Source organism: Pseudomonas xantholysinigenes, from assembly GCF_014268885.2.
Lineage (GTDB): Bacteria > Pseudomonadota > Gammaproteobacteria > Pseudomonadales > Pseudomonadaceae > Aquipseudomonas > Aquipseudomonas xantholysinigenes.
Genome location: NZ_CP077095.1, coordinates 5,550,713 through 5,575,253 on the forward strand (window position 1 = coordinate 5,550,713; position 24,541 = coordinate 5,575,253).

Annotated in this window: 22 protein-coding genes; 11 read left to right on the plus strand and 11 right to left on the minus strand. The window is 63.5% G+C overall.

Annotated elements, in window-relative coordinates; all coding sequences use genetic code 11:
* Positions 1-83 precede the first annotated feature (83 nt).
* Positions 84-1,499 (minus strand): acetyl-CoA carboxylase biotin carboxylase subunit, encoded by a 1,416-nt coding sequence (locus HU772_RS24645; RefSeq protein ID WP_186652946.1) that lies wholly within the window; start codon positions 1,497-1,499, stop codon positions 84-86.
* A gap of 204 nt (positions 1,500-1,703) precedes the next feature.
* Between HU772_RS24645 and HU772_RS24650 the strand changes: the two genes are divergently transcribed.
* Positions 1,704-2,651 (plus strand): LysR family transcriptional regulator, encoded by a 948-nt coding sequence (locus HU772_RS24650; protein WP_186653179.1) that lies wholly within the window; start codon positions 1,704-1,706, stop codon positions 2,649-2,651.
* Here the strand turns inward: HU772_RS24650 and HU772_RS24655 are convergent.
* Together HU772_RS24655 and hexR are read right to left on the minus strand one after the other, a co-directional pair.
* Complete coding sequence (locus HU772_RS24655; RefSeq protein WP_186652944.1) at positions 2,593-2,811, minus strand: PA3496 family putative envelope integrity protein; 219 nt, start codon at positions 2,809-2,811, stop codon at positions 2,593-2,595. The two genes, HU772_RS24650 and HU772_RS24655, sit on opposite strands and share 59 nt — an antisense overlap.
* Before the next feature lie 198 nt (positions 2,812-3,009).
* Positions 3,010-3,876 (minus strand): transcriptional regulator HexR, encoded by an 867-nt coding sequence (hexR, locus tag HU772_RS24660; protein WP_023630201.1) that lies wholly within the window; start codon positions 3,874-3,876, stop codon positions 3,010-3,012.
* 103 nt (positions 3,877-3,979) lie between these two features.
* Between hexR and zwf the strand changes: the two genes are divergently transcribed.
* Positions 3,980-5,422, plus strand: coding sequence for a glucose-6-phosphate dehydrogenase (zwf, locus tag HU772_RS24665; protein WP_186652942.1), 1,443 nt, complete (start codon positions 3,980-3,982; stop codon positions 5,420-5,422).
* A gap of 90 nt (positions 5,423-5,512) precedes the next feature.
* On the plus strand, positions 5,513-5,830 hold the full coding sequence (locus HU772_RS24670) for a hypothetical protein (protein ID WP_186652940.1): 318 nt from the start codon (positions 5,513-5,515) through the stop codon (positions 5,828-5,830).
* A gap of 21 nt (positions 5,831-5,851) precedes the next feature.
* Here HU772_RS24670 and HU772_RS24675 read toward each other — a convergent pair whose 3' ends face one another.
* On the minus strand, positions 5,852-8,728 hold the full coding sequence (locus tag HU772_RS24675) for a putative bifunctional diguanylate cyclase/phosphodiesterase (RefSeq protein WP_186652937.1): 2,877 nt from the start codon (positions 8,726-8,728) through the stop codon (positions 5,852-5,854).
* A 239-nt stretch (positions 8,729-8,967) separates the two neighbouring features.
* Between HU772_RS24675 and uvrD the strand changes: the two genes are divergently transcribed.
* The 3 genes from uvrD to HU772_RS24690 all read left to right on the plus strand — a co-directional run bounded on the left by uvrD (position 8,968) and on the right by HU772_RS24690 (position 12,752).
* On the plus strand, positions 8,968-11,151 hold the full coding sequence (uvrD, locus tag HU772_RS24680) for a DNA helicase II (RefSeq protein ID WP_186652935.1): 2,184 nt from the start codon (positions 8,968-8,970) through the stop codon (positions 11,149-11,151).
* Positions 11,152-11,382: 231 nt separating this feature from the next.
* Positions 11,383-12,231, plus strand: a complete 849-nt coding sequence (locus tag HU772_RS24685; protein ID WP_186652933.1) for a Tim44 domain-containing protein — start codon at positions 11,383-11,385, stop codon at positions 12,229-12,231.
* 113 nt (positions 12,232-12,344) lie between these two features.
* The gene (locus HU772_RS24690; protein WP_186652926.1) at positions 12,345-12,752 is read left to right on the plus strand and encodes an SMI1/KNR4 family protein; all 408 of its coding nucleotides are present in this window, start codon (positions 12,345-12,347) and stop codon (positions 12,750-12,752) included.
* A 170-nt stretch (positions 12,753-12,922) separates the two neighbouring features.
* Here HU772_RS24690 and HU772_RS24695 read toward each other — a convergent pair whose 3' ends face one another.
* Positions 12,923-14,680 carry a cation:proton antiporter gene (locus HU772_RS24695; RefSeq protein WP_186652924.1) on the minus strand — a complete coding sequence of 586 codons (1,758 nt, stop codon included), beginning with the start codon at positions 14,678-14,680 and terminating at the stop codon, positions 12,923-12,925.
* A 326-nt stretch (positions 14,681-15,006) separates the two neighbouring features.
* On the opposite strand from HU772_RS24695, the gene HU772_RS24700 reads away from it, so the two are divergent.
* A complete protein-coding gene (locus tag HU772_RS24700) occupies positions 15,007-15,492 on the plus strand; it encodes an acyl-CoA thioesterase (RefSeq protein WP_050707577.1) in 486 nt (161 codons plus the stop codon).
* Positions 15,493-15,571: 79 nt separating this feature from the next.
* Here HU772_RS24700 and pdxY read toward each other — a convergent pair whose 3' ends face one another.
* A complete protein-coding gene (pdxY, locus tag HU772_RS24705) occupies positions 15,572-16,447 on the minus strand; it encodes a pyridoxal kinase PdxY (protein ID WP_186652922.1) in 876 nt (291 codons plus the stop codon).
* 120 nt (positions 16,448-16,567) lie between these two features.
* Here pdxY and HU772_RS24710 point away from each other — a divergent pair, with 120 nt between their 5' ends.
* Positions 16,568-16,960, plus strand: a complete 393-nt coding sequence (locus HU772_RS24710; protein ID WP_186652921.1) for a DUF3301 domain-containing protein — start codon at positions 16,568-16,570, stop codon at positions 16,958-16,960.
* Here the strand turns inward: HU772_RS24710 and HU772_RS24715 are convergent, their stop codons facing one another.
* From HU772_RS24715 to zigA, 3 genes are all read right to left on the minus strand, one after another.
* Positions 16,961-17,929 carry a CobW family GTP-binding protein gene (locus HU772_RS24715; RefSeq protein WP_186652919.1) on the minus strand — a complete coding sequence of 323 codons (969 nt, stop codon included), beginning with the start codon at positions 17,927-17,929 and terminating at the stop codon, positions 16,961-16,963.
* A 70-nt stretch (positions 17,930-17,999) separates the two neighbouring features.
* On the minus strand, positions 18,000-18,620 hold the full coding sequence (locus tag HU772_RS24720) for a DUF1826 domain-containing protein (protein WP_186652917.1): 621 nt from the start codon (positions 18,618-18,620) through the stop codon (positions 18,000-18,002).
* Positions 18,617-19,825 carry a zinc metallochaperone GTPase ZigA gene (zigA, locus tag HU772_RS24725; RefSeq protein ID WP_186652915.1) on the minus strand — a complete coding sequence of 403 codons (1,209 nt, stop codon included), beginning with the start codon at positions 19,823-19,825 and terminating at the stop codon, positions 18,617-18,619. The genes HU772_RS24720 and zigA overlap by 4 nt, the downstream gene beginning before the upstream one ends.
* A gap of 109 nt (positions 19,826-19,934) precedes the next feature.
* On the opposite strand from zigA, the gene HU772_RS24730 reads away from it, so the two are divergent.
* Together HU772_RS24730 and folE2 are read left to right on the plus strand one after the other, a co-directional pair.
* Complete coding sequence (locus tag HU772_RS24730; protein WP_186652913.1) at positions 19,935-20,312, plus strand: glutamine synthetase; 378 nt, start codon at positions 19,935-19,937, stop codon at positions 20,310-20,312.
* Positions 20,313-20,332: 20 nt separating this feature from the next.
* Positions 20,333-21,226, plus strand: a complete 894-nt coding sequence (gene folE2 / locus HU772_RS24735; protein WP_186652912.1) for a GTP cyclohydrolase FolE2 — start codon at positions 20,333-20,335, stop codon at positions 21,224-21,226.
* Positions 21,227-21,230: 4 nt separating this feature from the next.
* On the opposite strand, the gene HU772_RS24740 is transcribed toward folE2, so the two are convergent.
* Positions 21,231-21,758: a DUF3617 domain-containing protein gene (locus tag HU772_RS24740; RefSeq protein ID WP_186652909.1), complete on the minus strand. Its 528-nt coding sequence runs from the start codon at positions 21,756-21,758 to the stop codon at positions 21,231-21,233.
* Between the two features lie 128 nt (positions 21,759-21,886).
* Here HU772_RS24740 and cls point away from each other — a divergent pair, with 128 nt between their 5' ends.
* Complete coding sequence (gene cls, locus HU772_RS24745) at positions 21,887-23,326, plus strand: cardiolipin synthase (protein ID WP_186652908.1); 1,440 nt, start codon at positions 21,887-21,889, stop codon at positions 23,324-23,326.
* A 3-nt stretch (positions 23,327-23,329) separates the two neighbouring features.
* On the opposite strand, the gene cfaB is transcribed toward cls, so the two are convergent.
* Positions 23,330-24,514 carry a C17 cyclopropane fatty acid synthase CfaB gene (gene cfaB, locus HU772_RS24750; RefSeq protein WP_186652907.1) on the minus strand — a complete coding sequence of 395 codons (1,185 nt, stop codon included), beginning with the start codon at positions 24,512-24,514 and terminating at the stop codon, positions 23,330-23,332.
* Between the last annotated feature and the right edge of the window lie 27 nt (positions 24,515-24,541).

The following is a 24,541-nucleotide window of genomic DNA, read 5'->3' on the forward strand; positions in this document are numbered from 1 at the left end:
AGCGGCAAGTTTCAAGCTACAAGCCGCAAGAAAAAGCTGACCTGCTTTACTTGCGGCTTGCCGCTTACAGCTTGCAGCTGCATTCATAGGCCTGCGTGGGCGGCGATGGCGGCGGCGATGGCCAGGGCCAGCTCTTCGGGTTTGCGCTTGATCGAGTAGTTGGTCAGTTCGGGGTGGCTTTCGACGAAGCTGGTATTGAACTGGCCGCTACGGAATTCCGGATTGCGCAGGATTTCCTGGTAGTACGCGGCGGTGGTCTTCACCCCTTGCACGCGCATGTCGTCCAGGGCCCGCAGGCCGCGGTCCATGGCTTCTTCCCAGGTCAGCGCCCAGACCACCAGTTTCAGGCACATGGAGTCGTAGAACGGCGGGATGGTGTAGCCGGTATAGATGGCCGTGTCGGTGCGCACGCCCGGGCCGCCCGGGGCGTAGTAGCGGGTGATCTTGCCGAAGCTGGGGAGGAAGTTGTTCTTCGGGTCCTCGGCATTGATACGGAACTGCAGGGCGTAGCCGCGGTGCTGGATGTCTTCCTGCTTGATCGACAGCGGCAGGCCCGAGGCAATGCGAATCTGCTCGCGGACGATGTCGATGCCGGTGATTTCCTCGGTAATGGTGTGTTCCACCTGCACCCGGGTGTTCATTTCCATGAAGTACACCTCGCCTTCGGCGAGCAGGAACTCCACGGTACCGGCGTTCTCGTAGTTCACCGCCTTGGCCGCGCGCACCGCGAGGTCGCCGATGTAGGCGCGCTGCTCAGGCGTCAACTGCGGGCTCGGGGCGATCTCGATGAGCTTCTGGTTGCGACGCTGGATCGAGCAGTCGCGCTCGAACAGGTGCACGACGTTGCCGAAGCTGTCACCGAGGATCTGCGCCTCGATGTGCTTGGGGTTGACGATGCATTTTTCCAGGAACACTTCCGCGGAGCCGAAGGCCTTGGTGGCCTCGGAGATCACCCGGGGGAAGTTCTGCTCCAGTTCCTCACGGCTGTTGCAACGGCGAATGCCGCGCCCGCCACCACCGGAGGTGGCCTTGAGCATCACCGGGTAACCGATGCGGTCGCCTTCGCGCAGGGCTTCGTGGATATCGGCGACGTTGCCTTCGGTGCCCGGCGTGACCGGCACCCCCGCCGCGATCATGGTGCGGCGCGCTTCGGTCTTGTCGCCCATGCGGCGGATGACCTCAGCGGAAGGGCCTATGAACTTGATCCCGCGTTCAGCGCAGATCTCCGCCAGCTCGGCATTTTCCGACAGGAAACCGTAGCCCGGGTGCAGGGCGTCACAGCCGGTTTCCACAGCAAGGTTCACCAGCTTGCGCGGGTTCAGGTAGCCGGCCAGCGGCTCGGCCCCGATGCTGTAGGCCTCGTCGGCGCGCTTGACGTGCAAGGCGTGACGGTCGGCGTCGGCGTAGATCGCCACGGAGCGAATGCCCATTTCGGCGCAGGCACGCACGATCCGAACTGCGATTTCACCCCGGTTGGCGATCAGGATTTTTTTTATCACTGGATTCTTCCCAAAGCCGTAGGAACAGACGATCCGGTTCTACCGGTCGGCGCGTGACCAGATGTCGCTGGCCAGTCGCACAATCACCCTAGCGCTGAAGGACGATAAACAAAAATCAATAATTGTTAGAGGCAGTATTAGCAAAAGCTTATAGTGAGGTAACAAGGTTTTGCCGGAGCCCCGCAATAAATGCGTAAGTCCTTGATGCGTATGACTTTACGTCAGCTTCAGATCTTCAACGAAGTCTGTGATCTGCGTTCCTACAGCCGGGCGGCCGAGGAGATGGCGCTGACGCAACCCGCCGTTAGTCTACAGATCCGTCAGCTCGAGGAACTGGTCGGCCAGCCTTTGTTCGAGTACGTCGGCAAGAAGCTCTACCTGACCGAAGCCGCCGAGGCGCTGCAACGCGCCAGCCGCGACATTTTCGGGCGCCTGGAAAACCTCGACATGCAGCTTTCGGACATGCAGGGCTCACTGCAGGGTCAGCTGAAACTGGCAATCGAGTCCAGCGCCAAGTACTTCGTGCCACACCTGTTCGCCGCCTTCAAGCAGCGCCACCCGGAGGTCAACCTGACCCTGACCGTGGTCAATCGGGCCCAGGCAATTCGCAGGCTGTCGGACAACCGCGACGACCTGGTGATCATGTCCATGGTGCCCCAGGACATGGGGCTTGAGTTCCTGCCCTTCCTCAACAACCCGATCGTCGCCGTGGCGCCGCCGGATCATCCGCTGTGCCTGCTCGAGCAACTGCGCTTGCAAGATCTCGAGCCTCATACCCTGTTGGTCCGCGAACAGGGTTCGGGCACGCGCAAGGCCTGCGAGGAGTTTTTCAAGGACAAGCGCGTGCATTTCAGCCAGACCCTCGAGGTGGCTTCCACCGATTCGCAGCGCGAGTGCGTGGTCGCCGGGCTGGGCATCGCCTTGCTGACTCGCCATGCGGTGAACCTGGAGCTGGCCACCGGCGTGCTCCGCGAGCTGCCGGTCGAGGAACTGCCGCTGTACCGCAGCTGGTGCCTGGTGCAATCCAAAAGCAAGCGCCAGTCACCGGTGGCGCTGGCGTTCCAAGCGTTCATTCGCGGCGAACGTGCGCAGATCAGCGGGCTTGTGGAGCGTTTCTCGGGGAAGCTGCCGCCGATACCTGCCACACCGTGATCTCTTGCAGGTCGGGGTAATCGGCGATATCGCGCAGCAGCTGGCGCTGGTCGCAGTAGCTCTCTATCGCGCGACGGAACTCCATGCGCCGCTGGTCCTTTTCCTGCTGCTTGCGAGCCTTGGCGTTGGGTTGGTACACACTTGCGTGATCATGTGCCATTGCCTGTCTCCCAGATAGGGTGCGGGAGTTTCAGACTGGCAAGCTTGTTTTGCCGTTTCGCTGCCAAAGGGTGACAGATCGATGAATTCTTTCAGCCCTTTCGCGGGTAAACCCGCTCCCACTGGTTCGCCGCCGACTGCAAGCAAGGCAATACATCTGTGGGAGCGGGTTTACCCGCGAAAAGGCTCGAACGGGCGATCAGTCGTCAGTCGCCTTGATCGACTTGGGCGACAACCGCAGGCTGCGCAAGCTGCGCTTCACGCTCTTGAGATGGTTGACCAGGCTCGGTCCACGGGCCATGGCCACGCCCATGGCCAGCACGTCGATCACCACCAGGTGGGCGATACGCGAGGTCAGCGGCGTGTAGATTTCGGTGTCTTCGTGTACATCGATGGCCAGGTTGACCGTCGACAACTCCGCCAGTGGCGTCTGGCTCGGGCACAGGGTGATCAGGTTGGCACCGCTCTCGCGCACCAGGTTGGCGGTGATCAGCAAGTCCTTCGAACGCCCCGACTGCGAAATGCACACGGCCACGTCACCCGGCTTCAAGGTGACCGCCGACATCGCCTGCATGTGCGGGTCGGAGTAGGCCGCGGCGCTGAGCAGCAGACGGAAGAACTTGTGCTGGGCATCAGCCGCCACCGCGCCGGAGGCGCCAAAGCCATAGAACTCCACGCGCTGGGCCTGGGCCATGGCCGTCACCGCCTGCTGCAAGGCTTGCGGGTCAAGGTGCTCGCGCACCTCCATCAGCGTATGCAGGGTTGTGTCGAAGATTTTCAGGCTGTAGTCGGCGACCGAATCGTCTTCATGGATGGCGAACTGGCCAAAACTGGCACCCGCGGCCAGGCTTTGCGCCAGCTTGAGCTTGAGGTCCTGGAAGCCCGAACAACCGATCGCCCGGCAGAAGCGCACGATGGTCGGCTCGCTGATTCCCACGCTGTGCGCCAGGTCGGCCATCGAGCTGTGCATGACGGCAGCCGGATCGAGCAGCACGTGGTCGGCCACTTTGAGTTCCGATTTGCGCAGCAGGTGGCGCGATTGGTCGATATGTTGCAACAGATTCACGGGCTGGACTCGGTTATGATCGGCGTGCCGGGATGTAGCTTTCTTGTAGTTATACTACATGCTTGCCAACCCGCCCAGCTAATCGAACGTGGAGAGTGGTGGTTTGACGATTCCTTGCGACATCCTGGTTTTCGGCGGCACTGGCGACCTGGCCCTGCACAAGCTGCTGCCGGCGCTCTACCACCTGTATCGCGAGGCCCGCCTGCACAATGCCGTGCGGATCATTTCCCTGGCCCGGCGCCACCTGTCGCGCAACGACTACGTCAAGCTCGCCGAGCGCCATTGCCGAGCGCAGATCGCCCGCCAGGACTTCGACGAGGACGTCTGGCAGCGCTTCTCGGCACGGCTCGACTACTTCCCCATGGACGCCGCGCAGAGCGCCGACTTCGGCCGCCTGGCCCGCTACCTGGGCGAACCCGGCGGCTTGACCCGCATCTACTACCTGGCCACTGCGCCCAAGCTGTTCGTGCCCATCGCCAATCACCTGCGCATCGCTGGCCTTGCCGACAGCGAGGCGCGCATCGTGCTGGAAAAGCCGATCGGCCATTCGCTGGCGTCCGCCACCGCCATCAACGAGGCGATCGGCGAGGTGTTCGCCGAGTCCCACGTATTTCGCATCGACCACTACCTGGGCAAGGAAACCGTGCAGAACCTCATGGCCCTGCGCTTCGCCAATGCCCTGCTGGAGCCCGTGTGGCGCAACAGCCAGGTCGACCATGTGCAGATCAGCGTGTGCGAGACCCTCGGCGTGGAAAACCGCGGTGCCTATTACGACCGGGCCGGCGCCACCCGCGACATGCTGCAGAACCACCTGCTGCAGTTGCTGTGCCTGGTGGCGATGGAGCCGCCGGCGCAGTTCGAAGCCGAAGCGGTGCGTGACGAGAAAGTGAAGATCCTCCGCGCGCTCAGGCCCATCACCGGCCAGGACGTGCAGGACACCACCGTGCGCGGCCAATACGGCGCCGGCAAGATCGGCGGCCAGGAAGTCCCGGCCTACTACTTCGAAAAGGATGTGGATAACGACAGCGATACCGAGACCTTCGTCGCGGTCCAGGCGCATGTCGAGAACTGGCGTTGGGCCGGCGTGCCGTTCTACCTGCGCACCGGCAAGCGCATGGCACGGCGCTCGTCGCAGATCGTCATCCAGTTCAAGCCCGTGCCCCACGAGCTGTTCAGCGGTGGCCAGGTCAACCAGTTGCTGATCCAGCTGCAGCCGGACGAGCACATCAGCCTGCGCATGATGACCAAGAGCCCAGGCAAGGGCATGCGCCTGGCACCAGTCGAGCTGGACCTCAACCTGGCCCAGGCGTTCGCCCAGACCCGCCGCTGGGAAGCCTACGAACGCCTGTTGCTGGATGTACTGGAAGGCGATTCGACGCTATTCATGCGCCGCGACGAAGTCGAGGCCGCCTGGGCCTGGGTCGATCCGATCCTGCAGGGCTGGGCGGAACACTTCCAGGCACCACGCCCCTACCCCGCCGGCAGCAATGGCCCGGAGCAGGCCAACAGCTTGCTGGCGCGCCAGGGCACTCATTGGCATAGCTGAACGCCTTCCCGCTGCCGGTGACGTCCTGGCCTGGGCATTCTTAGGTCCTTAGCGACGCATTCCGCGTCGCCCGGTAGACAAGGAAGCACCATGTACATCCAATCCAAAGACTGGACCGCCCGCAACGACAAGATGCCAGGCAACAGCGCCCTGCGCGTTTTCGGCACCGTGACCGTCGCCCATCCAGGCATCCAGCCGGTGCTGCGCGTACGCGCCGTACAGGACAAATCCTTCGCCCTGGCACTGGAACTCAACCTGCAGCAGATCGAAGGCTCCGTCCTGCAGGTAGTCACTGACAAGCCTGTACGCTTCGAGCTGCCTGGTGTTCACGGCTTCATTCCAGCAGTGGATATCTTCCACGAGGGCGAGCTGATCACCCGTATCACCGACGTCATCGTCACCCACTGATCAAGACGCAGCGACCGATACTCATGCCTTGAGATGCGCATGCGGCCGCTGCAACAAGGCCTTGAACGCACCGGCGTCCACTGGCCGACTGATCAGGTAGCCCTGGACTTCATCGCATCCGTGTTCACGCAGGAATGCCAGTTGCTCCAGGGTTTCGACCCCTTCGGCCACCACCTTCAGTTGCAGGCTCTTGGCCATGGCGATGATCGCCCGCGTGATCGCTGCATCCTGGCTGCCTTCGAGCAAACCGCGGATGAATGCCTGGTCGATCTTCACGTAGTCCACCGGGAAGCGCTTGAGGTAGCTCAACGACGAATAACCGGTGCCAAAATCATCGATCGCCAGTTTCACCCCCAGCGCGTGCAACTGCTCGAAGGTGACGATGATGTGCTCGACGCTGTCGATCAGCTGGCTCTCGGTCAGCTCCAACTCCAGCAGGTGTGGCGCCAGCCCTGACTCCTGCAGGACCTGGCGCACCAGGCTGACCAGCTTGCCCTGGCGCAGCTGGTATACCGACAGGTTGACCGAAACCCGTACCTCCATGCCTTGGCGCAGCCATTCGCAGGCTTGCCAGCACGCCTGGCGCAGGACGAATTCTCCCATCGGCGCGATCAACCCGGTTTCCTCGGCCAGGCCGATGAACTCGCTGGGTGGCACCATGCCCCACTCCGGGTGCTGCCAGCGCACCAACGCCTCGGCCGCATGCAACTGGCCAGTGCGCAGACACAGCTTGGGCTGGTAGTAGACCAGCAACTGGCCCTCGTCGATCGCCTTGCGCAGCTGGTTCTCCAGCTGCAGCCGCTCCAGGGTGCTGGCACGCAGGCTCTCGGTGTAGAACTGGAAACTGTCGCCGCCCAGGTGCTTGGCATGTTGCTTGGCCATGTCGGCCTGGCTGACCAGTGCGTTCAGGTCGAAGCTGGCATCGGACAGCAGGCTGATACCCACCGAAGCGCTGATGACCACCTCATGACCACCCACCCGCTGGGGCACCCGCAACTTGTCCAGCAAACGCGTGGTGACACGCACCAGGCTGGACAAGTTGGTGTAGCCATCGAACAGCACCGCGAACTCATCACCGGACAACCGTGCGACGGTGTCGGCCTCGGGTACCGCATTGGCCAGGCGCTGGGCCATCTTCTTCAGCAACTGGTCGGCCAGCTCGTGGCCCAGGCTTTCATTGAGCAGCTTGAAGCGGTCTAGGTCGACATGCAGCAACGCCAGGCTACGGCCGTTCAAGCGAATGCGCTGCGCCGCCTCGTGCAAGCGCATGCGGAACAGCGCGCGGTTGGCCAGGCCGGTAAGTTCGTCGTAATGGGCCAGGTAGCGCAGGCGCTCTTCGGACTCGCGACGCGCCGATAGGTCGGTATAGAACCCCACGATATTGACGGTTCCGCCTCGACCATCGCGCACGCTGTTGAGCTGCAGCCACTGTGGATAAAGCTCGCCGCTCTTGCGCGCCTCGACCAACTCACCCTGCCAGCGGCCCTGCTGCTCCAGGGCCTGGTCGATGGCCTGGCTGTGGCGCCGCGCATCGCGGCTGCTGGGTAACTCCAGCGCGTTACGGCCTATCAGCTCGGCGCGGCCATGGCCGGTGACGTCGCAAAACGCCTGGTTGACCGCCAGCAGCTGGAAATCGGCATCGAGGATGGCGATGCCCTCGCTGGCCGCCTCGAACACCGTGGCGGCCAGGCGCTGTTGTTCCTCCTGCTCCTTTTGCGCGGTGATGTCACGACGGGTGCCCAGCATGCGCAGGACCTTACCCTCGGCGTCGGTTTCCACCGCCCGGCCGCGGTCCTCGATCCAGCACCAGCGGCCCTGGGCGTGACGCACGCGGTACTCGACCCGGTAATCCTCGGTGCGCCCCTTGAGGTGTTCGACCAGCGTGCGCCGCAGTAGCGGTAGGTCATCGGGGTGCAGGCGCGGCTTGAGGTCGGCGGCCACTGTGCGCACCTGCTCCGCGTCCAGGCCGAACAACGCGTGCAACTGGGTGTGGTGAACCTCGTCGGTCTCCAGGTTCCAGTCCCACAGGCCCAGTTCACTGGCCTGCAGCGCCAGGGCCAGACGTTGCTCGCTCTTGCTCAGGGCCTGGTTGGCCAGGTCCAGCTCCAGGCTGCGCTGGACCACCCGCTGTTCGAGACCGGCCTGGGCCTGACGCAACTCGTCCTCGGCCTGGCGACGTTGGCGCACCTCGGCACTGAGCTGGTGGTTGAGGTCCTCGCCGTGCCGTTGGGCACTTTGCAGATGCTCGATCAGCGCCTGGTTCTGGAAACGCCGCAGCAGGCCGCGTTCGATCAGACGGTTGACCTGCCAGGCGACCACCACGAACGCCGCCAGCAGGATCAAGCCGAGCCAGCCCCAGCCACGCAGTTGGCCGGCGTCGTAGACGAACAGGAAGGCGATCGGCGGCAACAGGCAAGGCAGGGCGAAACTGAGAAACGCCGGCAGGCTGACGGCATAGGCGACGCTGGCCGACAGCGCCGCCGCGCCGAGCAGGCCGAACACCCAGGCCTGCTGCACGAAATTGTCCACTGGCGCCAGGGCGATCGCCGCGCAGGCCAGGGTCAGGCCGCTGAAGGCCGAGCCGAGCAGGAACATCCGCCGCCAGGCCGGCTTGGCCTGGCGCGCCGGGGAAGCAGCCTCGAAGGCTGCCACCTGGATCACCCGCAACGCCACCAGCGCCACCAGCCAGGCCAGCCACACGCCCACCAGCAGGTAGCGCGCAGGGCTCCACAGCAACCAGGCGCATAGCAGGCCGTTGAGCAGCATGAACAGGGTGGGCAACAGAGAGCCCTGATAAAGCAGGCGGGTACGCTCGATCGACAACTGTGTGGCGAATTGCCTGCGAACGCTCCGTGTCGTCTGCGGCGATACTCCGATCGCCATGCAATCCTGGGTCATATGGCTGGATTCTTGTTGTGTTCTTGTTATGGCTGACCGCAAATGTGCAGCGAGCATACACAAGCGTCGCCCCGGACCAAACTGCTCTGCGTCATGATTTCGAAAATGTCCCGTCCGTCTAACTGCGACCGCTCAACCACGCGCTCTGGCCAGCGACTCCGATGAACGGTTGAATACTCGCATGGCGATTTGCGCCGCAGGCGTTTGCCCCTGCCTGCGCGCGGCCATAGAATGCCCGGATGCACAATGATGACCTCTCCCTCCTGCTGAACTCCCTCAACGACGCCCAACGCCAGGCCGTAGCCGCCTCGCTGGGGCGCCAACTGGTATTGGCCGGCGCCGGCTCGGGCAAGACCCGGGTACTGGTGCACCGTATCGCCTGGCTGATCCAGGTCGAACAGGCCTCGCCGCATTCGATCCTGTCGGTGACCTTCACCAACAAGGCCGCGGCGGAAATGCGCCAGCGTATCGAGCAACTGCTGGGTATCAACCCGGCCGGCATGTGGGTAGGCACCTTCCACGGCCTGGCGCACCGCTTGCTGCGCGCGCACTGGCAGGAAGCGGGGTTGGCGCAGAACTTCCAGATCCTCGACAGCGACGACCAGCAGCGCCTGATCAAGCGAGTGATCCGCGAGATGGGCCTGGACGAGCAGAAGTGGCCAGCGCGCCAGGTGCAGTGGTTCATCAACGGGCAGAAGGACGAAGGCCTGCGCCCACGGCACATCCAGGCCAGCGGCGACCTGTTCCTGGCCACCATGCGCGACATCTATGTGGCCTATGAGCAGGCCTGCGACCGCGCCGGGGTCATCGACTTCTCCGAGCTGCTGCTGCGCGCCCTCGACCTTTGGCGCGACCAGCCAGACCTGCTGCGCCATTACCAGCGCCGCTTCCGGCATATCCTGGTGGATGAGTTCCAGGACACCAACGCCGTGCAGTACGCCTGGCTGCGCCTGCTCGCCTCCGGCGGCGACAGCCTGATGGCGGTGGGCGACGACGACCAGTCGATCTACGGCTGGCGCGGCGCGAAAATCGAGAACATCCACCAGTACACCGCCGACTTCCCCGACGCCGAGCTGATCCGCCTGGAGCAGAACTACCGCTCCACCGGCGGCATCCTCAAGGCCGCCAACGCCTTGATCGCCAACAACAGCGGGCGTCTGGGCAAGGAGCTGTGGACCGACATGGGCGAAGGCGAGCCGATCACGCTGTACGCCGCCTACAACGAGCACGACGAAGCGCGCTACGTGGTCGAGACCATCGAGAGCATCATCAAGCAGGGTAGTGCGCGCAATGAAATCGCCATCCTGTACCGCTCCAACGCCCAGTCGCGGGTGCTGGAAGAAGCCCTGCTGCGCGAGCGCGTGCCCTACCGCATCTATGGCGGCCAGCGCTTCTTCGAACGCGCCGAGATCAAGAACGCCATGGCCTACCTGCGCCTGCTCGAAGGCCGCGGCAATGACGCGGCGCTGGAGCGGGTGATCAACGTGCCGCCGCGCGGCATCGGCGAGAAGACCGTCGAGGCGATCCGCGAACACGCCCGCCACGGTCAGCTGTCGATGTGGGACGCAATGTGCCAGCTACTCGCCGCCAAGGCCCTGAAGGGCCGTGCCGCCAGCGCCCTGGGCGCGTTCATCGAACTGCTCGAGAACCTGGCCGCCAAGGTCCTGGACATGCCGCTGCACCTGATGACCCAGACCGTCATCGAGCAGTCCGGGCTGATCATCTATCACCAGGAAGAAAAGGGCGAGAAAGGCCAGGCCCGGGTGGAGAACCTTGAGGAACTGGTCAGCGCCGCGCGCAACTTCGAGAGCAGCGACGAAGACGGCGACCTGTCGCCGCTGTCGGCCTTCCTCGGCCACGCGTCGCTGGAGGCCGGCGACACCCAGGCCGACGAGCACGAAGACAGCATCCAGCTGATGACCCTGCACAGTGCCAAGGGCCTGGAATTCCCCTACGTATTCCTGGTGGGCATGGAGGAAGGGCTATTCCCGCACAAGATGAGCCTGGAAGAACCCGGCCGCCTCGAGGAAGAACGCCGCCTGGCCTATGTCGGCATCACCCGGGCCATGCGCCAGCTGGTCATGACCTATGCCGAAACCCGCCGCCTGTATGGCAGCGAGACCTACAACAAGGTGTCGCGTTTCGTCCGCGAAATCCCGGCCGGGCTGGTGCAGGAAGTACGCCTGTCGAATACCGTCAGCCGCCCGTTCGGCGGCGCCAAGACGCCCGCCAGCAGCCTGTTCGCCAATGCCAGCATCCCGCAGACCGCCTTCAGCCTGGGCCAGCGGGTGCAGCATGCGGTGTTCGGCGAAGGCGTGATCCTCAACTTCGAAGGCTCCGGCGCCCAGGCGCGGGTGCAGGTGAACTTCTCCGAGGGTAGCAAGTGGCTGATGCTTGGTTACGCCAAGCTGGAAGCTATATGACTGCCGCTCCCACAGGCCTTGCGGCCCCTGTGGGAGCGAGTTTACCCGCGAACACGGGCGGAGCCCGTGCCAGACGCCGCGTCGCCTTCTTCGCGGGTAAACCCGCTGCCACACGACCCTGACCATCCTTACGATCAGGCAAAAGCTCGAAACATCTTGTCGCTGGCTATGTCTGACAGTTCATGTGCACCATGACGCGCGTGCAATCCACACAAACGGGAATCCCCATTTATGCAACGTTTTCTTAGCATCGCTCTGGCGCTCTGCGTCGGCCTGACGCTGAGCCTCGACGCCAACGCCAAGCGCTTCGGTGGCGGCAAGAGCTCGGGCTCCGCGCCAATCCACCAGACCCGCCAGGCCACCCCGACCACGCCTGCTGCCGCGCCGACCGCGCCAGGCCGCGCACCGGCCGCCGCCAGCGGTGCTTCGCGCTGGCTGGGCCCATTGGCCGGCATCGCCGCCGGTGGCCTGCTGGCCTCCATGTTCATGGGCGACGGCTTCCAGGGCATGCAGATCCTCGACTTCCTGATCATGGGCCTGATCGCCTTCCTGGTCTTCCGCTTCATCGCCGCGCGCCGTCGCCAGCAGCAGCCGCAACACGCTGCCGCCGGCCACGCCCCGTACCAGCGCGAAGCGCAACCGCAGGCCGCACCGCAATCGATCTTCGGTGGCTCCGCCGCACCGGCTGCCGCGCCGGTGATCAACGCCCCGGCCTGGTTCAACGAAGCCAGCTTCCTGGCCGCCGCCCGTTCGCACTTCCAGTCGCTGCAGCAGCACTGGGACGCCAACGAGATGGACAAGATCGCCGAGTTCGTCACCCCGCAGATGCTCGACTTCCTCAAGCGCGAACGCGCTGAGCAAGGTGAAGGCTTCCAGTCCACCTACATCGACGACCTCGATGTGCAACTGGATGGCGTCGACGAGCGCGCCGACCAAACCGACGCCACCCTGACCTTCCGTGGCGTGTCGAAGACCTCGCGCTTCGACCAGGGCGAAGTGTTCAGCGAAAGCTGGCACATGGTTCGCGCCCATGGCGAAAACCAGCCGTGGCTGCTGGCCGGTATCCGCCAAAACGGTTAACCGCCGCACGTTGCACAAAAAACCCCGGGCCTGTCCCGGGGTTTTTGCTTTTGCCAGAGCGGCCTACTAGGGTATAACGCGCAGCGTTGTCATAAGGTCAGAGGATGTGAACCGTGGAAGAAGTGATCGAACAACTCCGTGAAGCCAACGAGCCGGTGCCGGTGCCGCTGGAACTGCCGGACGAAGATCAACTGGTGGAGATCGAGGAACAGCTGTTCATCAACATCCCCTTCGTGTTCAAGGAATATCTGCTGACCGTCAGCGACGTGGTATACGGCAGCCTGGAGCCGGTGACCGTCACCGATCCGCAGTCCCACACCTACCTGCCGGAAGTGGCGGCCAACGCCTGGGATTCCGGCGTGCCCCGCGACCTGATCCCGATCTGCCAGGACGGCGACGACTACTACTGCGTGGAAGAAGACGGCACCGTGGTGCTGTGGTCCGGCGAAGAGGAGATCGTCACCGAGGAAAGCTGGGAATCGGTGTGGCATTGGGCGCGGGATGTCTGGCTGGAAAGCTGACCCTTGCGCGCCTGTGTAATGGCATGTCATGGGCAGAATAAACACAGGAAAAATAATGGCTTATAGCCATTAAAGCGCCTAATATCGCCAGGCTTTCTGCGCCTGGCGACATCGCTACCGCTCCATCCCCTCGGACGACGGTGAAAACTCGCGCAGAAAGCGATTCCCGCTCAATGCGGCTCGCGATTGTTTTCCAGGGTTTCCAGCAAGGCCACCTGCATACGTGTATGCACACGAATCAGCCAGCGCCACAGTACAGCCACCACCACCGCCGCCACCACCGCGATGATCAGCAACAGCTCGCTGGTCGGCAGGATGCTCGCCGACAAGGCCGACAGCAGCAGGAAGATCACCAGCAGCGACAGCAGCGGAATCACCTCGGCAATCACCCGCCGCACCCGCTGGGTGTGCCGCCCGGCCATCTCCGGCTTGACCCCCATCTCCGCCAGCAGCATCGACAGCGCCTTGAGCTTGCGATAGGCCGCGATCAGGAACGGCAGCGACAGCAGCAAGGCGGCGCCCCAGATCAATGCCTTCTGTTGGCCAACATCACCGACCCACTCGCTGAGCCAGGTGCCGATACGTCCGGCGAAGTAGCCACCACTGAAGAAGATCGCAATGACCAGCGCCAGGTTGACCCCCACCTGCAGCAAAATGCGCCGGATCATCGCCGCCAGCATGGCGCCTTCGCCCTGGGGCTGGATGCTGCGCAACCACTCGCCATACAGCGATAGCACCCGTGCCAGGCGACTGGGCACCACCTTGCCCAGCTTCAGCGACAGCGGATCTGCGGCGCGGATCAGGTAAGGCGTGAGCAAGGTAGTGATGGCCGATACCGCCACCGCCACTGGATAGAGGAAGTCACTGGTAACCTGCAAGGTCATGCCCAGGGCGGCGATGATGAAAGAGAACTCGCCAATCTGCGAAAGGCCCATGCCCACTCGCAGCGACGTGCGCCCATCATTGCCGGCGATGAACGCGCCCATGCCACACGACAGCATCTTGCCCAGTACAACCGCCAGGGTGATCACCACGATCGGCCAGGCATATTCGAGCAGGATCGACGGATCGATCATCAGGCCAATGGCGACGAAGAAGATCGCGCTGAACAAGTCGCGCACCGGTTCGATCAGGCGCTCGATCTTCAGCAGCTGCCGCGATTCGGCCATGATCGCGCCGATCAGGAAGGCGCCCAGCACCATGCTGTACTCCAGCTTGACCACCAGCAGGCAGAAACCGAAGCACAGCCCCAGCACGGTGATCAGCAGCATCTCGTTGCTTTCGAACTTGGCCACGTAGGCCAGTAGCCGCGGCACCAGCAGAATGCCGACGACCAGCGCGACGATCATGAACAGCGACAGCTTGCCCACTGTCGAGAACACCTCGCCGGAACTCACCGTGCCGCTGACGGCGATGCCCGAGAGCAGGGCGATGATGCCGATGCCAAGAATGTCCTCGACGATCAGTACACCGAAGATCAGCTGGGCGAAGCGCTCGTTCTTCATCTTCAGGTCATTGAGCGCCTTGACGATGATGGTGGTCGAGGAGATCGCCAGGATCGCGCCGAGAAACAGCGAGTCCATGGTATTCCAGCCGAACCAGCGACCGATCTCGAAGCCGATCCAGATCATCAGGACGATTTCCAGGAAGGCGGCGATGAACGCCGTGGCGCCGACCTTGAACAGCTTGCGCAGGCTGAATTCCAGGCCCAGGCAGAACATCAGGAAGATCACCCCCAGTTCGGCGAGGGTCTTGATGGTGTCTTCGTCGTGGATCAGGCCGAACGGCGGCGTATGCGGGCCGATGATGAAGCCGGCGACGATGTAGCCCAGCACCACCGGTTGCTTGAGCCGGTGAAAGAGGATGGTGACCACCCCGGCGACCAGCATGATCACCGCCAGATCCTGGATGAAGCTGATGGCATGCATGGCGTGGTACTCCTTGTATTGGGTGCAGGGGGCGAACCGTTCCTCCCCTGGAAAGGCCCGGGGCGCGGAGCAGGCACATACTGTCGTGATAGACGCACAAAGCCCACATTGCGTGGGCCCCGTCAGGTTAACATCGCGCCTTGCTACAAATTGCTAATGCAATAAGTAGAAACAGATCGGCATATTCGGCACCGCCGATGGCAAGATCAGCGTGACGATGGAGCGTCAGCCGACGTCCCGTACCAGGATGGGAAACCTCAAAGAGGGGAACAGAAGTGTCAGCAGATACCCGCCCCGATTCAGTGCAAATTCACCGTGAGCTCTCTATGGAACCTGGAAACGCCCAGCTGACCATGACCGTCCTGATGACACCGGACATGGCCAACTTCTCTGGCAACGTACACGGCGGCACGCTGCTCAAGTACCTCGACGAGGTCGCCTATGCCTGCGCCAGCCGTTACGCCGGCACCTACGTGGTGACCCTGTCGGTGGACCAGGTGATCTTCCGCGAACCGGTGCATGTCGGTGAACTGGTCACCTTCCTGGCCTCGGTCAACTACACCGGCAACACCTCGATGGAAGTGGGCATCAAGGTGGTCACCGAGAACATTCGCGAACGCTCGGTGCGCCATTCCAACAGCTGCTTCTTCACCATGGTCGCGGTGGACGACGACCGCCGCCCGGTAAAAGTGCCGCCACGCCAGCCACAGAGCAGCGAAGAGAAGCGTCGTTTTCTCCAGGGCCAGCAACGCCGTCAGATTCGCCAGGAGCTGGAGCAGCGCTACCAGAACCTCAAGGCCGATTCGATCTGACCCTGGCTTGTTGCTCTTCCCGTAGGGCCAGCCTAGCTGGCGAGAAACCCACAGGGATCGCGCGGACTCAGGTCATGCGTTACACCTGCGGGATTCGCTGCGCCTCGAAGCGCACGCGCGGATGGGCAATGCGATCCTGGGCCCGCACCAGTTGCAGTTCGTAGCTGGCGCAGGCTTGGGTTTCCAGCAGCACTTCGTGCACCGCTGCCGCCGCGAACTCGAACGCCTGTACATCGCTGTCTCCCAGCAGCAACCGGGCCAGGAACAACCCCGAGGTCAGGTCGCCCACTCCGACTGGCTGGCGTGGGAAGGCCAGCAGCGGCCGGCGCAGGTGCCAGCTCTCCTCGCGCGTCACCAGCAGCATTTCGAAGGCGTCGGCGTCGCGTCCTGGGTAGTTCAGGTGCTTGACCAGCACCACGCGCGGCCCACGCGCCAGCAAGCCACGGGCCATGCCCACGCAGTCTTCGAGGGACTCGGCACGCCGACCACAGAAGCTGTCCAGCTCGAGCTGGTTGGGGCAGAGTATGTCGGCCCTGGCCACCGCCTCTTCGAGTAGAAACGTACTGACCTCGGCCGGCACGATGCAGCCTTTCTCGGCATGCCCCATGACCGGGTCGCACAGGTACAGGGCCTTGGGGTTCACTGCCTTGATCCGCTCGACACCAGCCAGGATCGCCCGGCCTTGCTCAGCGCTACCCAGGTAGCCCGACAGCACCGCATCGCAGTGGCCCAGCTCGCCAATGTTGGAAATGCCTTCCACCAACGCTGGAATTTGCGCCGGGGCAAGCACTTCCCCGGCCCACTGTCCATACTGAGTGTGGTTGGAGAACTGCACGGTATTGAGCGGCCAGACATTGACCCCGACCCGCTGCATGGGAAACACAGCGGCGCTGTTGCCGGCGTGTCCGAAGACCACATGGGACTGAATGGCGAGCAAGTGCGGCGTACGTTTCATGCAGGACAATTCCGAAACAGTGTGAATAAGTGTGCGGCCCGCAGTATGAACCCGATTGCCATCTGTACGACAGGCCAGAGACGCAGTTAAGCTGGATCGACCTGTCTGGAGCTTACGCAAATGCTGACCCTGGAAAACCTCTTCGTCCTGCTGCTGCTGGCGACTGCGGGCGCCTGGCTGTGGCACAACCACGGGCTGCGCGAAAAGGCCCTGGCGCGGGTCAAGCAGCACTGCGCCAAGCTCGACCTGGAACTGCTCGACGACGCCGTGGCGCTCAAGCGCATCGGCTTTGTTCGCGACGCCAACGGCCGCAAGCGCCTGGCGCGCATCTACAACTTCGAGTTCACCGTTACCGGCGAACAGCGCCACCCCGGCACCGTCACCCAGTTCGGTGCCCATACCCTGCAGATCGAACTGGCGCCCTACCCCTTCGAGATCAAGACACCGCCCCGCACCGACAATGTCATCGAAATGCAGCAGTGGCGCCAGGAACATAACCGCTGGCGCAACTGATCACCCCTCCCGCCGACAGGCCTCGATCGCGGCCTGCAAGGCCGGCAAAGGCTGTGGCTGGGCAAAGATCAGCTCGATGCGCGAGTCTTTGCGCCATTCGCTGGTCCGCCAGTCCAGCGCTGCCCTCTCCAGGCCATTGAACGACAGCCACCCCTCGGTGCTGTGGATAACCCCTTTGGCCCGGCGCCACGGCCATTGCTCAAGCATGCTGCCCAGTGCCGCGGCATCGAAGCGTTGGCTGGGATGCCAGCGCCAGCCAACGCTCCAGCCACCGTCACCCTGTTGCGAAAGGCAGATTGGCTGACGCGGATCTGTCCACAAGGCAGGTAACGGTGTCGTGCCCTTGTCCACAGGCAGGGTGGCCGGCGCTGTTGAAGGTCCAGCCATCGACGCCGGTAAATCCGCGAGAGAAAGCGCGCCGTACTCGGTCCAGATCGCCGGAACATCGGGCAGCCGGGAAGTTATCAACAAGCGCTGTTGTTCATCCAGGGTATCCGCCTTGTTGATAACCAGCAGCGTCGCGCGCTCCAATGCCTGCTGCTGGGCGAGCGGCACAACCTCTCCACGCGCCAGCGCCGCGCCATCCAGCACCATCAGCAACGGCTGTACCGCCAGCACTCCGGTCCATGGCACCTGACGCAGTTGCTCCAGCAGTTGCAGTGGGTGACCGAGGCCGGACGGCTCGATAATCAGGCGGTCCGGGCGGGCCTTGCGCAACAGGCGCGTCAGGCCGACCTGAAATGGCGCGCCATTGACGCAGCACAGGCAGCCGCCTGCCACCTCGCCAATGGCGATGCCCGCGTCGTCACGGCTGAGCAGCGCGGCATCCAGGCCGATCTGGCCGAACTCGTTGACCAGCACGGCCCAACGCTCGTTGGCCGGGCGCTGGCCGAGCAGGTGGCGCACCAGGCTGGTCTTGCCGGCGCCCAAAGGGCCTGCGATCACATGGGTGGGGATGTTTCGAAGCATGGCTCGATATCGGCGGTGAGGTTGGCGTCAGTCTAACGTGCCTGCGTCGGGTTCGAAGCAGCGATGCGCCTCACGCCAGCCAATCCAGGCTGAGCAACAGCCGTCGCTCGCCGGCAGGCGTCAGCGGCGACCTGTGGATAAGACCCCGCCCCTCGTTGCCCAACCATTTCTCCCCCTTGAGCACCGCCACCTCTCCCGCTGAAAGCCGACGGATGTTATCCACAGGCGCGTGCTCGACCTGCAATCGCGCGCGATCCAGCCGCCCCTCTTCCAACCACTCGCTACCGGCCCCGGCATAGGTAGTCAGCAGCCGCAGCGGCACGTGATCCACGTGAAAGCGCGGGCACATCGCCCCCTCCAGCACGCGCAAACGCAAGCCTATGCGTCGCGCGCCCAGCAGGCAGGTGAAGGCTTCGACCAACCACACCACATCGGCAACGAACCCCTCGTAGCCATGAAGGTCCGACGCCTCCCTGAGCAGCCCGGGCAGCACCGGCGCCTGGTGCTCGTCCACCTCAACCACCCGCTCGTCGGCCAATAGCGAGCCCAGACCCAGCACCAGCCCGGCAAAGTCCTCCACCTGGGCCGGCAGGCGCCGCCGCCAGATCGCAAGGTTGACGTCATCCGCCAGGATCTCAGTCAGCACCCGCGGCGAATCGGCGAACACCTGGCGGATATCCACAGGGCTCATGCCGCCGCGTCCTCGTGCCAGGCTCCGAATGGGTCAGCCAGGCGCAGCCAGCCCATCGGCCCCAGCTCCATTTCCTCATCGGTCAGCAAGCATGCCTCCAGCTCTGTGGATAACTGCGCAAAATCGATGTTCTGGCCAATGAATACCAACTCCTGCCGGCAATCGCCGGCCTCCACCGTCCACTGCTTGAGGATCGCCGCGGTATTCTCTTCATCCTGCGGCCATTGCTCGCGCGGCACGAACCGCCACCAGCGCCCGGCCAAGCCATGGCGCATCATGCCGCCGGCCTGGGACCAGCTGCCGGCCTCCTGGAACTTGCTGGCCAGCCAGAAAAAACCCTTGGAGCGCAGCAGCCGACCGTTGCTCCAGGGTCTGTGGACAAAATCAAAGAAACGCTGCGGATGGAAGGGACGGCGGGCCTGCCAGGTGGTCGCGGCGATGCCATATTCCTCGGTTTCGGGCACGTGCTCGCCGCGCAGCTCCTGCAACCAGCCTGGCGCCTGGGCCGCCTGGTCGAAATCGAACAACCCGGTGTCGAGGATCCGCGACAGCGCCACCTGGCCCATCACCATCGGCACGATCTGCGCGCGGGCGTTGAGGCTGCGCAAGATGGCAAGCAGCTCGTCGCGCTCAGCCTGGCTGATCAGGTCGATCTTGCTCAGCAGCAGCACATCGGCAAACTCGACCTGCTCGATCAGCAGATCGCTGATCGAGCGTTCATCCGCCTCACCCAAGGTCTCGCCACGGCTGGCGAGGCTTTCGGCGGCCTGGTAGTCGCGCAGGAAATTGAGACCATCGACCACCGTGACCATGGTGTCCAGCCGAGCCATGTCACTGAGGCTGCGGCCCTGCTCGTCACGGAAGGTAAAAGTCTCGGCCACCGGCAAGGGTTCGGAGATGCCGGTCGACTCGATCAGCAGGTAGTCGAACCGGCCTTCCTCGGCCAAGCGCGCGACTTCTTCCAGCAGGTCTTCGCGCAGGGTGCAGCAAATGCAGCCGTTGCTCATCTCCACCAGTTTTTCTTCCGCACGGTTGAGGCTGACATTGCGCTGCACCTCGCTGGCATCGATGTTGATTTCGCTCATGTCGTTGACGATCACCGCGACACGCAAATTGTCGCGGTTGCGCAGCACATGGTTGAGCAGCGTGCTCTTGCCGGCGCCGAGGAAGCCGGACAGTACGGTGACAGGAAGACGGTTGGGCATGATGGACCTCATCGGGCGGGCGCATTCGAAGTGATGCATTGCATAATGTTATATTATAACAATACAATTTCGCCAAGCCGTGTTGCCGAACGGTCGACTGGAGAGTGTCATGAAACTAGCTGGCATCGTCGCCTTGCTGTTGCTCGTAATCCCCACACCGCTCATTGCCATGCCACGCAACGACCTGGCGTTGTGCACCCGCAGTGCAACCCTGCTCGCGTGCCAGGACAGCAAGGGCAACTACTACAGCGTGCGCACCGAAGGCAGCACCTTCTATCTGCGTGGCTATGAAGTGGCGAGTAAGCGCCTTTGGGCACAAACCAACAGCCGCTATGGCGCCCTGACCTTCTTCACCGGATTGGCCAGCGATGGCGAGGCCTGGGTCGGCTACAGCCAACGTATCGGCTGGACCACCCGCAACCGCGTTTCCAGTTCCAGCGGCGCACGCTTCAATCTGCACTGCAGCCTCATCGGCGGCTGCCAGTGAGCCAGCCACAGGAGGTCGCCATGACCAGCCTTACCCTTCCCGACATCGCCGCCCAGGGCAACCAACAAACCCTGCCGCTGGACTGGGTCGGCATGTGCGGCATCGCCCTGCCGTTGCTGATCGAGGGCCGCAACGTGGCCGCCTACGCCGATGCCGGTGTGAGTCTCGACGACGGCACCTCGCGGGGGATTCATATGTCGCGGCTGTACCTGGCGCTGGAGACGTTCGAGCAACAAACGCTGAGCCTCCAACTGCTGCATGACACGCTGGGCCAGTTCCTGGCCAGCCATGCCGAACTGTCGACCAGGGCCTACCTGCGCCTGACGTTCGATCACCTGCTCAAGCGCCCGGCGCTGATCAGCCCCTTGGCGGGCTGGAAGCGCTACCCGGTAAGCCTGGATGCCAGGCTGGAAAATGAAATGTTCCACGTGGAACTATCGGTGCATATCCCCTACTCCTCGACCTGCCCTTGCTCGGCCGCGCTGGCCCGGCAGCTGATCCAGGGGCAGTTCGACAAGGACTTTGCCGATAAGCCGCTGACCCGTGACGAGGTTCGCCAATGGCTCGGCAGTAGCGCTGGTATTGTCGCCACACCGCATAGCCAGCGCAGCCTAGCGAAGTTGCGAGTGCGCCTTGCAGATGGCGACATCCGGCTGGGCGAACTGATCGACGCGGCCGAGGCGGCCTTGGGAACGGCGGTGCAGACTGCGGTGAAACGTGCCGATGAACAAGCCTTCGCCCTGGCCAATGGTCAGAACCTGATGTTCTGCGAGGATGCCGCGCGGCGCCTGCATCAGGCCTTGCATCGACTGGACTGGGTGGCGGGATTCAACGTGCGCGTGGAACATGCAGAGAGCCTGCATGCCCACGACGCGGTAGCGGAGAGTCGTCACCATTGGCCGACCCGCGGTTGAGCGATCAACTGCGGGGTTTGACGGTTCCACAATCGTTGCCCAGCCACACGGCCCGGGTATCCATGCTGCCCTGCTGCTGCACCCCGGAGGCATTGAAGGTGCCGTTGACCTTGGTCAGGAATTCACGGTCGCTGAGGAAGGTGGCCTGCCCCTGACCTTGAGCCTTCGGGCAGCTGAACTGGAATTTCCAGACATTGCCAGTGCGCTCGGTGATTTTCTGCGTGCATCCCGACTGCGGGTCTTGCAGCGGAATGTCGTCGGTCTTGACCTGCTCCGGCGTCAGGCACGAGCGCACGCCCTTGCCGCCCACGGTGATGCCCTGCTTGGCCAAGGCGCCCTCCATCATCGCCCGTTGCTCAGGTGGCAAGTTCTTCAATTGCCCCAGCATGAACGCCATGTCCGGCAATGGCTTGCCATCGACCTGCATGTTGCTGGTGGTCAGCTCCCACAGACCGGGTTGCAACATCTGCGCGTGAACCAGCGGGCTACCCAGGCCGAGCAGCAGGGCAATCAGTGGCAGGCGAATCTTCATGGGTCAAAACTCCAAAAAATACCGGCTCTGGCCGGACTAGCCCTTAGACGCCAAAATCGCCTGCGGGTTGCAGGCGACCCCTGGAACGTGATCTGTTAGCGGCAGTGCTCTCGGCAAGCAGGATGCGTATGGATTACCACAGCCCCTACTTCTTCGGTTACGTGCTCGGCCTGATTCATCTGCTCGGCATCGCCGCCGCGCTACACGCGGTGTTCACCGTGCGCACCGCCCAGGGTGCGATCGCCTGGGCCATGTCCTTGCTGTTCATTCCCTACCTCACCCTGATCCCCTACCTGGTATTCGGAGCCCGCTCCTTCTATGCCTACATCCAGGCGCGGCGCCAGGCCAACCAGGAAATGCACGTGGCCATGGCCAACCTGAACTGGCGTCCCTGGGTGGAGGAAGCGCTCACCGCCCGTGAGTCAGACAGCTACGCGGCCCTGCGCGCGATGCCCAAGCTGGGGCGGATGCCGTGCCTGGCCAACAACGAAGTGAAGTTGCTGATCGATGGCGAGGCCACCTTCGATGCAATCTTCTCGGCAATCCGCGCCGCGCGCGATGCCGTGCTGGTGCAGTTTTTCATCATCCACGACGACGCCCTGGGCCGAGAGCTGCAACAGCTGCTGCTGAGCAAGGCCGCCGAAGGCGTGCGGGTGTTCGTGCTGTATGACCGGGTCGGCAGCCATGCCCTGCCGGCCAGCTACAGCCAAGCGCTACGCGATGGTGGTGTACAGATCCAGGCCTTCGCCACGCGCCGGGGCTTGTTCAATCGCTTTCAAGTCAACTTCCGCAACCACCGCAAGATCGTGGTGGTCGATGGCCTGCTCGGGTTCCTGGGCGGGCATAACGTCGGTGACGAATACCTTGGTGCGCATCCGAAGCTCTCGCCATGGCGCGACACCCATGTGCAGGTCAGCGGTCCGGTGCTGGCCTGTCTGCAGGAGTCGTTCGCCGAGGACTGGTACTGGGCCACGCGCCAGCTACCACCGTTGATCCTGCCAGACACCTACCCCGAGGACGGCGTGCTGTGCCAGGCCCTGGCCAGCGGCCCGGCCGACCCGCAGGAAACCTGCGCGCTGTTCTTCCTCGAGGCGATTCATTCGGCAACCCGCCGGGTCTGGATCACCAGCCCCTACTTCATCCCCGACGAGGCCATCTTCGCCGCCCTGCGCCTGGCGGTGCTGCGCGGCGTGGATGTGCGCATCCTGATCCCGTCACGCCCTGATCACCGTATCGTCTACGCCGCCTCCAGCCTGTTCGCCTTCGAGGCGGTCCGCGCCGGGGTGCGCATGTTCAGGTATCAACCGGGCTTCCTGCACCAGAAGGTGGTGCTGGTGGACGATGAGATCAGCGCCATCGGCAGCGCCAATTTGGACAACCGCTCGTTCCGCCTGAATTTCGAGATCACCCTGCTGACCGTGGACCGTGCCTTCGCCGATCAGGTCGAGCAGATGCTTGAGCGCGATTTCGAGCAGGCCCGCGAGATCACCGCCGAGGACAGCCGTGACACGCACCGCCTGCAACAACTGGGGATGCGCATCGCACGGCTGATTTCACCGATCCTGTAACGCTCAGCGGTAGAGGTCCTCACGGGTCCACGGCAGGTCGTGGTGGCCATCGGCATAAGGTTTCACGGCGAGGATCTGGTGCAGGTTGATCCAGCCCTTGGAGAAGGCATAGGCGCAACCGGCCAGGTACAGCCGCCAGATGCGCAGGGTCTTTTCCGGCACCAGCGCGGCGGCGCGGTGCAGCTGGTTCTCCAGGTTCTCGCTCCAGTGGTTGAGGGTCTTGGCGTAGTGCAGGCGCAGGCTCTCGACGTCGACCACCTCCAGGCCCGCTTCGCAGATGCGCGCGCTGATCATCGAGATATGCGGCAGCTCGCCATGGGGGAACACATAGCGGTCGATGAAATCACCGGCGCCACGGCCGACCGGACGACCGTCGACATGCTTGGCGGTGATGCCGTGGTTCATCACCAGGCCGCCTTCACGCACCGCGCCGAACAACCGCTGGCAATACAGCTCAAGGTTGGCGTGGCCGACGTGTTCGAACATGCCGACACTGACCACCTTGTCGAAGCGGCCATCCTGGGGCAGGTCGCGGTAGTCGAGGATCTGCAGGTCGACCTTGTCGGCCAGGCCCTCCTCCTTGACCCGCTGGCGGCCGAGCTTGAGCTGCTCCTTGCTCAGGGTGATGCCGAACACCTTGGCCCCGTACTCGCGGGCGGCAAACCGCGCCAGGCCGCCCCAGCCGCAGCCGACATCGAGCAGGTAGTCACCGGCCTGCAAACGCAGCTTGCGGCACAGGTGGTCGAACTTGTCCTGCTGGGCCTGGGCCAGGGTGTTGTCCGGCTCCTTGAAGTAGGCGCAGGAGTAGGCCATGTCCGGATCGAGCCACAGTTGGTAGAACTCGTTGGACAGGTCGTAGTGGTAGGAGATGGCTTCGGCGTCCGTGGCCTTGTCATGGGCAGTGCGGGCCGGCTGCGTATCGTCTTCGTCGCTGAGCAAGGCCTCGCTCAACTCGTCGCAGACGCGAATGACCTCACCGATATCGCCTTCCAGTTCCAGCTTGCCTTCGACGAAGGCCGAACCGAGCTCATTCAGATTGGGGTGGGTGAGCTGGGTGATCAGCTGGGGCTCCTTGACCAGGATGGTGACCTGCGGGCTAGGCCCGAGATCGAACTGGTTGCCGTCCCACAGCTTGACGCGCAAAGGTAAGTGCAAGCTCTGCAACGCGGGTGGAAGTTGCGCAAGCATTCATGACCCTCCCTTTCGTTGATACCG